The organism is Stenotrophomonas sp. GbtcB23, from assembly GCF_019091045.1.
Classification (GTDB): Bacteria; Pseudomonadota; Gammaproteobacteria; order Xanthomonadales; family Xanthomonadaceae; genus Stenotrophomonas; species Stenotrophomonas rhizophila_A.
Genome location: NZ_JAGXKC010000068.1, coordinates 1 through 8,678 on the forward strand (window position 1 = coordinate 1; position 8,678 = coordinate 8,678).

An 8,678-nucleotide genomic window follows, 5' to 3' on the forward strand; every position below is an offset into this window, starting at 1 on the left:
GTTATGGTAGAGCGGCAGCGTCATGATGATCCCTCAAGCCGCGTCGGGTCGGGACGGGGCGACGTGGCGCCCTCGAACTGCCCGATGTCGCTTACCTGCGCCGTCAAGGCCGCCCGCGACAGCGTGTGGATCGGTAGCGCGACGAACGCCTTGATGCGGTTCTCCATGTACACCAGCGCCTGCCGGAAGGCAGCGCGCTGCCACATGTCCCCGCGCGTTTCGTGGCTAGGGTCCTCGATGCCCCAGTGCCCGGTAACCGGCTGTCCTGGCCAGAACGGGCAGGCCTCGCCGGCGGCTTGGTCGCAGACGGTGAACACGAAATCCATGCGCGGGGCATCCGGCACTCCGAACTCGTCCCACGCCTTGGAGCGCAGGCCCTCGACTGGGTAGTCGGCCTGACGCAGCGTCTCGATTGCCAGAGGGTGGACCTCCCCCTTGGGGTGGCTGCCCGCGGAGAACGCATTGAAACGGCCATCGCCGATCTTGCGAAGGACGCTCTCGGCCAGGATCGAGCGGGCTGAATTACCGGTGCATAGGAACAGGACGTTAAAGGGCTGAGGAAAGCTCATGCGCAGGTCTCCGCGGTACAAGGAGTGACGAGGTTATTGAGGGCGCCGCAGATGTCCGGATTCCCGGAACAGCAGTCCTCAGTGAGGAATTCAAGAAGCTGGCGCATGTCCTCGTAGCTGGCCGCGTACAGGACGCGCCGCCCGTCGCGCCAAGAGCGCAGAAGGCTCGCCCGCTCCAGGGTCGCAAGGTGAAAGCTCATGCGCGGTGGCGCAATCCCAAGCGCTTCGGCGATCTCGCCCGACGGCATGCCATTGGGGCCTGCGCGCACGAGCATCCTGAATGCGGCTAGGCGGTCGGAATGCGCAAGGGCAGACAGCGCTGAGACAGCAAAGTCATCTTTCATAACTGCACTATACAACTATTCTTGTAGAATCAAAATGAGGTGGCGGACCCTCCGCCTCTACTCGGCGGAGCTGAGGAAGGTCGCCCGTGGCCGATGGCAACACCGTCCACGGCGAGCCTGTCTCGACATAGCGCCGCTCCTTCGCCATTTTCGCGAGGTCAGCTTCCAGGTGAAGCCAGTTAGTGGCCGACGCAGTTCTGGTCCGAGGGCGACACCGCCGCTCCTCGGATATCCCGCAGACCCAGCTACTGTGCAGGAGCGATTCGGGTGATCCTGGCCGTCATGCCTCGCGCCTCGAAATCGAACTGCACTTTCTGTCCGACCTCCACCGGAGCGATCAGCTCGGGCGATGCCGTGAAGCCCATCGTCATAGCCGGCCAGTGCAGTGCCTCTACCGGGCCATGGGCGATGGTGATCTTGCCGGCAGCAATGTCGACGGACTCCACCGTGCCGGCGGCTGAAGCGTTTTTAGCCCTCTCGGGCGAAGCGGGTTTTTCCCGATCAGCCATCTGTGCATGTTCTGTGGCCGACATAGCCATGTTGTCAGCCGTCGCAGCGGAGCCATGGGTGGTCGCATCGTCATTGCTGGGTGCCTGCGAGCATGCTGCCAGCAGCAGTATCGCCAGGGTGGACGCGAAGGGCATCAGTTTCATCTGTTCTTACCTCGATTATTGAAGGGTGACTGCAGAGTCATGCGACGGCAACGCAGTCGGCCTGCCGCCACCGTTATAAAAGCAATTTCAATGTGGTCTTTGACACGTCGCGGCATCTGGCGGCGGTGCCGCGGGCGTGGTTCGTGACAAAGTGCGACCACGCAGCAGGCGATACGCGGCCGGAATCACCAGCATCGACAGCAATGGCGCGGTGACCATCCCGCCGATCATCGGCGCGGCGATGCGTTGCATGACTTCCGACCCGGCACCGCCACCGATGAACAAGGGCAGCAGGCCGGCGAGGATCACGGCGACGGTCATGGCCTTGGGTCGCACGCGCAGCACCGCGCCTTCGCGGATGGCCGCCTCCAGCGTGGCGAGAGTCTCCGGTTCGCCCGCAGCGAGGCGCCGCTCCCAAGCGTGGCGCAGGTACAGCAGCATGATCACGCCGAACTCGGCGGCGACGCCGCCCAACGCGATGAAACCGATCATGGTTGCGATCGACATCGCGTGGCCGAGTCCCCAGATCAGCCACAGCCCGCCGACCAGCGCCAGCGGCACGCTCAGCAGAATGATGGCTGCCTCGCTGAAGCGGCGGAACACCAGGTAGATGAGCAGAAAGATGATCGCCAGAGCGGCCGGCACGACCCACTGCAACCGAGCCAGCGCCCGCGCCAGGTATTCGTACTGGCCCGACCATGCAATGCCATAACCCGGCGGCAAGGTGATGTCCTTGGCGGTGCGCTGCTGCAGGTCCTTCACCACCGAACCGAGATCCCGGCCGGCGACATCGACGAAGATGTAACCGACCAGACGTCCGTTCTCGCTCTTGAGCATCGGCGGTCCGGGCGTCAGCGTCAGATCGGCCACTTGCCCCAGCGAGAGTTCCACGCCACCTGGAGCCACCAGTGGCAATTGCGCTAGCGCCGCCAGCGAATCGCGTTGCCCGCGGGGGTAGCGCAGCACAATGGGATAGCGCTCGCGGCCCTCGATGGTCTCGCCGATGGGATCGCCACCGACGACCGTGGCGATGAGCTGCTGCAGATCCGCCTGGCTCAAGCCGTAGCGGGCTGCGACTTCCGGACGGATGCTGACATCAACATAGCGACCGCCGGTCACGCGCTCGGCCAACGCGGAACTCACACCGGGCACCGTTCTCGCGAGGCGTTCAAGTTCGCTGCTGATCTGCTCGATAACCCGGGTGTCCGGCCCCGACACCTTGATCCCGATCGGGCTCTTGATGCCGGTGGCAAGCATGTCAATGCGGTTGCGGATCGGTGGCACCCACAGGTTCGTCAGACCCGGCACCTTCACCGCCGCATCAAGTTCAGCACGCAACTTGTCCATGGTCATGCCAGGCCGCCATTGATCGCGCGGCTTGAACGTCACCGTGGTCTCGAACATCTCGATCGGCGCCGGGTCGGTTGCGGTATCGGCACGGCCGGCCTTGCCGAACACGTGCGCGACCTCGGGCACGGTCTTGATCATGCGGTCGGAAAGCTGCAGCAACTGACCGGACTTTCCCGCCGACAACCCCGGCAGCGCTGTGGGCATGTACAACAACGTGCCCTCGTCGAGCGGCGGCATGAACTCGCTGCCGATGCGCGCATAGGGAACGGCAGTGAGCAGCAGCAACAATCCGCTCAAACCCAGCGTCAGGCGCGGGTGCCGCAGGACCCAGTCCAGCACCGGCCGGTAGCCGGCGATCAGCACGCGATTGACGGGGTTGGCCTGCTCGGGACGGATGTGGCCGCGGATCAGGTAACCCATCAGCACCGGGATCAGGGTCACCGACAAACCGGCCGCCGCCGCCATCGCATAGGTCTTGGTGTAGGCCAGCGGGGAGAACAGCCGGCCCTCCTGCGACTGCAGCGCGAACACCGGCACGAACGACAAGGTGATCACCAGCAGGCTTGCGAACAGTGCCGGACCGACCTCGATGGCCGACGCGGCCATCAGATCCCAGCGTTCCTCGCCCTCCGGGTCACGACCGTTGGTTTCGCGCCAATGCTCCAGATGCTTGTGCGCGTTCTCGATCATCACCACGGCACCGTCGACCATCGCGCCAATCGCGATGGCGATGCCGCCCAACGACAGCAGGTTCGCGGTGATGCCCTGGTAGCGCATCACGATGAACGCGGCCAGCACGCCAAGCGGCAGCGTGATCACCGCGACCAGTGCCGAACGCAGGTGCCAAAGAAACAGAGCGCACACCAGCGCCACCACCAGGAACTCCTCGCCCAGCTTGTGGGTGAGATTGCGTACGGCCCCATGGATGAGCTCGGAGCGGTCATAGACCGGCACGATCTCCACGCCCTCCGGCAGGCTGGCTTGCAACTGCTTCAGTCTTGCCTTGACGTTCTCGATCGCGCTCAACGCATCCTTACCGGTGCGCAGCACGATCACGCCACCGGCGACTTCGCCCTCGCCGTCGAGTTCGGCGATGCCGCGGCGGAAGGTCGGGCCACGGGTGATGGTGGCCACTTCGCCCAGCAGGACGGGCACGCCGGCGGCGGTGCTGCTGAGGGGGACGCGCTCGAAATCCTCGCGGCTGCGCAGGTAGCCCTCGCTGCGCACCATCAGTTCGGCCTCGCCCTGTTCGATCACCGAGCCGCCGGTGGCACCGTTGGCCGCATCCACCGCCGCGATCACCTGCGCCACGGTGAGGTCGCGGGCCGCCAGTGCCTGCGGGTCGGGCACGATCTGCCAAGCGCGCACCATGCCGCCGACGCTGGCGACCTCGGCCACGTCGGGCACGGTCTTCAACTCGTAGCGCAGGAACCAGTCCTGCAGCGCCCGCAACTGGCCCAGGTCATGCTGGCCGGTGCGGTCCACCAAGGCGTACTCGTAGATCCAGCCCAAGCCCGTGGCGTCGGGCCCAAGGGCCGGACTGACGTCTGGAGGCAATTGATCGCGGACCTGGCTCAGGTACTCCAGTACGCGCGAGCGCGCCCAGTACAAGTCGGTGTCGTCGTCGAACAGGATGTAGACGTAGGAGTCTCCGAAGAACGAGAACCCACGCACGGCGGTGACGCCGGGCACCGACAACATCGTCGTGGTCAGTGGATAGGTGACCTGGTCTTCGACGATGCGGGGCGTCTGGCCGGGCCATTGGGTGCGGATGATGACCTGGGTGTCGGACAGGTCGGGCAGCGCATCCAGCGGTGTGTGTAGCGCCGACCACAGGCCGGCGGCAGCCAGCAGCACGGCCGCCATCAGCACGAGGGCGCGGTTGGCGATGGAGGCGCGGATCAGGTGGGCGATCATGGTTGATCTCCCGCGCGTTCTCCGATCGGCTCAAGCCGTTCCACCGTCAGTCCCTTGGCGTCGGAGCGGACAAAGGCGTGTACGCGGTCGCCAGTCTGGATGTCCTTGGCCACGTCCGGATTGGCCAGCGGAAAAGCCATCGTCATGCCCGGCATGTTCAGCGTCGCGAACGGGCCGTGGTCGAGGGTGATCTGTCCGCCGGCGATGGACTCGACGGTGGCCTCAGTCTCGTGCAGGACCGCTTGGCCCGCGGCTTCGGGCGCCTTGGCCGTTTCAAGACGTCCGAGCAATCCCGACAAACTGGCCTCCGAGTCGATCAGGAACTGGCCCGACACGACCACGCGCTCGCCGCCCTTGAGCCCGGCGAGGATTTCGGTGCGGCCACCGCCACTGCGGCCGGTGCGCACGCGCACCGGCTGGAAGCCGCCCTTGGCGTCCTGCACGATCACCCGACTGTCCGTGCCGGTGGCGATCAGCGCTTCGGTGGGCACCAGTGGTACCGGTGCGCCGCCTTCGGGCTGCACCGTCACCTCGGCAAACATGCCCGGCGCCAGCGCGCCGTCGGGATTGCGCAGCACGATCCGGGCCTGCTGCGTGCGGCTTGCCGTATCGACTTGCGGCAGCAGGGTTTCGACTTCGCCTGCGAAGGTCTGCCCCGGAAACGCGCTGACGACCGCCTCGACCGGCGTGCCCGGTCGCAACCGCGCCGCATCGGCCTGCGGGATCGCCGCCTCCAGCCACAGCGTGGCCGTGCCGTTGACGCGGAACAGCGGTGTGCCGGGCATCACCGTCTGGCCTTCGCGGGCTAGCACTTCGGTGACCACGCCGTCGTGCGGTGCGCTCAAGGTCACGCTGCCGTCGCGGCCCAGGCCGCCGGGCACGCCGAGTACGCGCAGCCGTTGCTGCGCGGCCGACTGCAGTTCCCGTGCCGACGCGGACTGCGCATGGCGCAGCGCCTGCGCTTCGGCCAGCGCACTGCTCCATCCTGGTGCCAGCAACGCCGCCAGCGGCTGACCCCGTGCGACCCTCGTGTACGGGGCCTTGACTTGCACCCGGCTCACCAGGCCTTCGGTCACCGCGCTAACCACGGCTTCCCGGCGAAGATCCCAGGCCAGCGTGCCTGGCACGCGCATCGTCGCCGCCAACCGGCCGACCTCGACTTCCTCGGTGCGGATGCCCACGCTCTGCCGCAGGCCCGGGTCGATGTTGACGCCACCGCCGGCCACTTCGTCGGCGTACTTCGGCACCAGTTGCATGTCCATGAAGGGCGACTTGCCCGGCTTGTCGAAGTGCTGGTCTGGCACCATCGGGTCGTACCAGTACAGCGCTTTGCGCTCGCCAGCAGCGGTCGCCGGTGCATCGGCTATCGCCATGTCGTGGTCGCTTCCGCGCTGGGCCCACCAGTAACCACCGGCGAGGCCGGCCACCAGCAGTGCGGCCGCTGCGGCGATCATCGCCACTCGATTCATCGTGTACGTCATGGCGAGCGTTCCTCTTCGGGCAGCAGATAGGCCAGCGCCGCCCAGGCGCGGCCGAGTTCGCCCAGGTGGCGGGCGTGCATCACGTGCAGTTCGATTTCGTCGCGGCGCGCTTCGAGCCACGGTTGCAGGTCGGCGCCGGCGGCGTAGGCGGCCAGCGCGGTCTTCGCGCGGTCACGGGCCAGCGGGAGCGACTCGGTTTCCTTGCGCGCCACCTGCCGCTTGAGTCCTTCCCATTCGGCCAGGGTCATGCGCACGCGCTCGGCCTGTGCACGACGGGCGTCCTCGCGTTCGGCGGCCACCGTGTCCAGTTCGGCACGCCGCGCGGCCACGCCGCGGTCCTGCCGGTTGCGCGGGAACAACGGCAGATCGATCGCGAACTCGACCATCAGCATGTCGCTGCGTGGCAGGCCTTCGGGCGTGCGTTCGCGCTGCCCGTAAGTCACGCCGAGACTCCAGTCCGGCCGCTTCTCGGCAATGGCAGCATCGACTTGCGCTTCGGCGATGGTCTCGCGGGAGTGCCAAGGCAGAAGTGGCCCTTGTCGATCGACCGAGGCCACCAGCGTGGCTGGGGCAACCGGCAGCGTCATCAGCTCGGGCGGTGCGCCCTCGATGCGAAGCGCCATCGGTTCTTCGCCCAACCAGCGTGCCAAGCTGGCACGCGCGGCTTCCAACGACGCCTCGGCGTCGTCGATGCGGTTTTCCACTTCCAGCGCGGCGTTTTGCGTCGCCATCGCGTCGACCGCCGAACCGGTGCCGCCGGCGAGCCGTGCCTTGGCGGAGCGAACGGCTATGCCGGTTGGTTCGCGCAGGGCCTGCAACGCCGTGACTTCTCGTTGCGCCGCCCACTGGGCGATCCAGGCTCGCGCCACGGCCTGTCGCACGGCGAGTCGTTCGGCCACCGACAGCGCCTGTGCCTGCTCGACGGTGCGGTCGGCGACCGCCTGGCGTGCCTGACGCTTGGCATGAGCCGGAAAGTCTTGCATCACGCCGATCTGCTTCATGGTCATGAAGTCGGCGCTGGCGTCGAACGCGTCGGCGCCCGTTACCGGTAGATTGGCGACGCCCAGCGTCAACCTAGGGTCGGGCAAGGCCGCCGCGCGGACGGCTTCTTCCTGGCTGGCCGCAATCTGCGACTGACGCGCCTGGAGCATCGGGGCGCGCTCGGCCGCCAAGCGTACCGCGTCATCGAATGTGATGCTGGCCGTAGCAGACCAGGCAGGAGCGACGGCAAACAAGCCGAAAGCGAGCACCCAGACGCGCAAACGGCAAATGCTGCACCGGTGGTGCAGCGGGGAAGAAAACGACATGAGACCTCCGAACACGCAACGACGAGCGCGCCGGCGGATCCGGCAGCGCGGGGACGAGTTACGTTGGGGGTCTAGATCTGCAGGCTACAGAAGCGCTGCGCCGGCGGCGGGTCGGACCGGCAGGTGGGCACGTCTTCGTAGTACTGGGCTTCAACCGGCGGCAGTAAGGCCGCGGTCAACGCGAAGTGCACCGGCGGCAGGCCGAGCGACGGCACCTGTGGCGCTTTGAGGTCTTGGCTGGTGACGTGATCCCGCAGACAATGCTGGTCGCACAGGGCCGGTACCTGCGGATCGGGCATTTCCATGCCTTCGCAACCGGCCATGACCATCCGCGGTTCCAGTGGCGTTTCGCTGACGGGACACGCATAGGCGGCCAGCGCGATTTGCTGGAACAACAGCGCCAGCAATGCCAGCCAAGCAAAGCGCAGACGGAGCGAACGGGTCCGGAACGCGCGCAGCTTCATCGGCGACCCGCGCAGGGCAACACGACCACCCGAGCACACGGGCGTTGGTTACGCGTAAGAGGGGCCAAGGAAGAGAGCATTGCGAATGAGCATAGCTCTGCGAGTGCTTGCTTGGAAGCGCGGTACATGCCGGAAGTTCACGGAATGGTGGTTTCGTACTGCTTGACGTCTGTCTGACGGGCCCAACGGGGTATCACGCGGGATAATTCAATATTATCCCGTATAACTATTTTCGCCGACGAGCGGTCGTCTACCTGCTTTAATAGTATGTAATTACATGGTATGTAATACATTACGAAATAAAGTGGGGTGGCACGATGGCGCGCGCAGGACTCTATAAGAGTGACGTCCAGAAGGCGCGCGACGCGCTGCTGGCCCAAGGCAAGAAGCCGTCAGTCGACGCGGTGCGAGTGGCCTTGGGCAACACGGGCTCCAAGACCACGATCCACCGCTACTTGCGTGAACTGGAAGGAGAGGAAGGCGGCGGTCCGGCGAGGACGGTAGCCGTTAGTGATGCTTTGCAGGACTTGGTTGCGCGCTTGGCCTCGCGGCTCCAGGAGGAAGCAGAGGCCATCCTCACCCAGGAGCGTGAG

8 protein-coding genes are annotated in these 8,678 nt (G+C 66.1%); 1 reads left to right on the forward strand and 7 read right to left on the reverse strand.

What is annotated here, in order from left to right; all coding sequences use genetic code 11:
• Nucleotides 1-20: 20 nt before the first annotated feature.
• From KVS69_RS17190 to KVS69_RS17220, 7 genes are all read right to left on the reverse strand, one after another.
• Entirely contained in the window at nucleotides 21-569 is a 549-nt protein-coding gene (locus KVS69_RS17190; RefSeq protein ID WP_217539130.1) for an arsenate reductase ArsC, read from the reverse strand.
• A complete protein-coding gene (locus KVS69_RS17195) occupies nucleotides 566-913 on the reverse strand; it encodes a metalloregulator ArsR/SmtB family transcription factor (RefSeq protein WP_102789628.1) in 348 nt (115 codons plus the stop codon). Before KVS69_RS17195 ends, KVS69_RS17190 begins: the two co-directional genes overlap by 4 nt.
• Before the next feature lie 245 nt (nucleotides 914-1,158).
• Entirely contained in the window at nucleotides 1,159-1,566 is a 408-nt protein-coding gene (locus tag KVS69_RS21135; RefSeq protein ID WP_246333236.1) for a copper-binding protein, read from the reverse strand.
• Nucleotides 1,567-1,653: 87 nt separating this feature from the next.
• Nucleotides 1,654-4,833: a CusA/CzcA family heavy metal efflux RND transporter gene (locus tag KVS69_RS17205; RefSeq protein ID WP_102789627.1), complete on the reverse strand. Its 3,180-nt coding sequence runs from the start codon at nucleotides 4,831-4,833 to the stop codon at nucleotides 1,654-1,656.
• A complete protein-coding gene (locus KVS69_RS17210; protein WP_167390410.1) occupies nucleotides 4,830-6,314 on the reverse strand; it encodes an efflux RND transporter periplasmic adaptor subunit in 1,485 nt (494 codons plus the stop codon). The genes KVS69_RS17205 and KVS69_RS17210 overlap by 4 nt, the downstream gene beginning before the upstream one ends.
• Complete coding sequence (locus KVS69_RS17215) at nucleotides 6,311-7,621, reverse strand: TolC family protein (protein ID WP_182338186.1); 1,311 nt, start codon at nucleotides 7,619-7,621, stop codon at nucleotides 6,311-6,313. The genes KVS69_RS17210 and KVS69_RS17215 overlap by 4 nt, the downstream gene beginning before the upstream one ends.
• A gap of 71 nt (nucleotides 7,622-7,692) precedes the next feature.
• A complete protein-coding gene (locus KVS69_RS17220) occupies nucleotides 7,693-8,085 on the reverse strand; it encodes a hypothetical protein (RefSeq protein WP_102789625.1) in 393 nt (130 codons plus the stop codon).
• A gap of 317 nt (nucleotides 8,086-8,402) precedes the next feature.
• On the opposite strand from KVS69_RS17220, the gene KVS69_RS17225 reads away from it, so the two are divergent.
• Nucleotides 8,403-8,678, forward strand: a 276-nt coding sequence (locus tag KVS69_RS17225) for a DNA-binding protein (RefSeq protein ID WP_217539131.1), incomplete at its 3' end; no start/stop codon positions are given.

Coding starts and splice junctions, on each gene's coding strand:
- KVS69_RS17220 (WP_102789625.1), bottom strand. CDS start 8,085: ATGAAGCTGCGCGCGTTCCGGACCCGTTCGCTCCGTCTGCGCTTTGCT.
- KVS69_RS17190 (WP_217539130.1), bottom strand. CDS start 569: ATGAGCTTTCCTCAGCCCTTTAACGTCCTGTTCCTATGCACCGGTAAT.
- KVS69_RS21135 (WP_246333236.1), bottom strand. CDS start 1,566: ATGAAACTGATGCCCTTCGCGTCCACCCTGGCGATACTGCTGCTGGCA.
- KVS69_RS17210 (WP_167390410.1), bottom strand. CDS start 6,314: ATGACGTACACGATGAATCGAGTGGCGATGATCGCCGCAGCGGCCGCA.
- KVS69_RS17205 (WP_102789627.1), bottom strand. CDS start 4,833: ATGATCGCCCACCTGATCCGCGCCTCCATCGCCAACCGCGCCCTCGTG.
- KVS69_RS17215 (WP_182338186.1), bottom strand. CDS start 7,621: ATGTCGTTTTCTTCCCCGCTGCACCACCGGTGCAGCATTTGCCGTTTG.
- KVS69_RS17195 (WP_102789628.1), bottom strand. CDS start 913: ATGAAAGATGACTTTGCTGTCTCAGCGCTGTCTGCCCTTGCGCATTCC.